The sequence below is a fragment of the Enterococcus sp. 3H8_DIV0648 genome, assembly GCF_002140655.1.
GTDB classification, from domain to species: Bacteria; Bacillota; Bacilli; order Lactobacillales; family Enterococcaceae; genus Enterococcus_A; species Enterococcus_A hulanensis.
Genome location: NZ_NGLG01000002.1, coordinates 1,081,241 through 1,082,376, shown reverse-complemented (window position 1 = coordinate 1,082,376; position 1,136 = coordinate 1,081,241). Strand labels below are relative to the sequence as shown.

The 1,136-nt window shown below is 43.2% G+C and carries 1 protein-coding gene; it reads left to right on the top strand.

Features of this window, described 5'->3' with window-relative positions:
• The coding region (locus A5875_RS23905; RefSeq protein ID WP_176244772.1) for an InlB B-repeat-containing protein at positions 1-1,136 on the top strand (1,136 nt) is incomplete at both ends.

Here is a 1,136-nt window from a genome sequence, read left to right as displayed (position 1 = left end):
AAGGAAGCATTCGACTTCGATAAAGAAGTGATCACGGAAGCGACGACAATCTATGCAGGTTGGAAAGTAAAAGAGAAATTCGCTGTGACATTCGAAACGGATGGCGGTTCAGCAGTTGCGAAACAAACAGTAGAAGATGGAAGCAAAGCAAGTAAACCATCTAATCCGACAAAAGCGGGCTACGATTTCACCGGTTGGTACAAAGATGCCGGTTGTAAAGAAGTATTCGACTTCGATAAAGAAGTGATAACGGAAGCGACGACAATCTATGCAGGTTGGAAAGCAAAAGCGAAAGAGAAATTTGATGTAACATTCGAAACGGATGGCGGTTCATCAGTCGCAAAACAAACAATTGAAGATGGAAGTAAAGCAATTAAACCTTCTGATCCAACAAAAGCAGGTTACGACTTTACTGGTTGGTACAAGGATGCAGGCTGCACGGAAGCATTCGATTTTGACACTGAAGTCATCACGGAAGCGACGACAATCTATGCAGGCTGGAAAGCGAAAGAGAAATTTGATGTAACGTTCGAAACGGACGGCGGTTCAACGATCGCAAAACAAACAGTAGAAGATGGAAGCAAAGCAATTAAACCATCCGATCCAACGAAAGCAGGTTACGACTTTACCGGTTGGTACAAGGATGCAGGCTGCACGGAAGCATTCGATTTTGACACTGAAGTGATCACGGAAGCGACGACAATCTACGCAGGCTGGAAAGCAAAAGCGAAAGAGAAATTTGAAGTAACATTCGAAACGGATGGCGGTTCATCAGTTTCAAAACAAACAGTAGAAGACGGAAGTAAAGCAATTAAACCATCTGATCCAACGAAATCTGGTTACGACTTTACCGGTTGGTACAAGGATGCAGGCTGCACGGAAGTATTCGATTTTGACACCGAAGTGATCACGGAAGCGACGACAATCTATGCAGGTTGGAAAGCGAAAGAGAAATTCGATGTAACGTTTGAAACCGATGGTGGTTCAGCGGTGCCGAAACAAACAGTAGAAGATGGAAGTAAAGCCACAAAACCATCTAATCCAACAAAAGCAGGTTATGACTTTATCGGTTGGTATAAGGATAAAGCTTGTAAAGAAGTATTCGACTTTGATAAAGAAGTGATTACGGAAGCGAC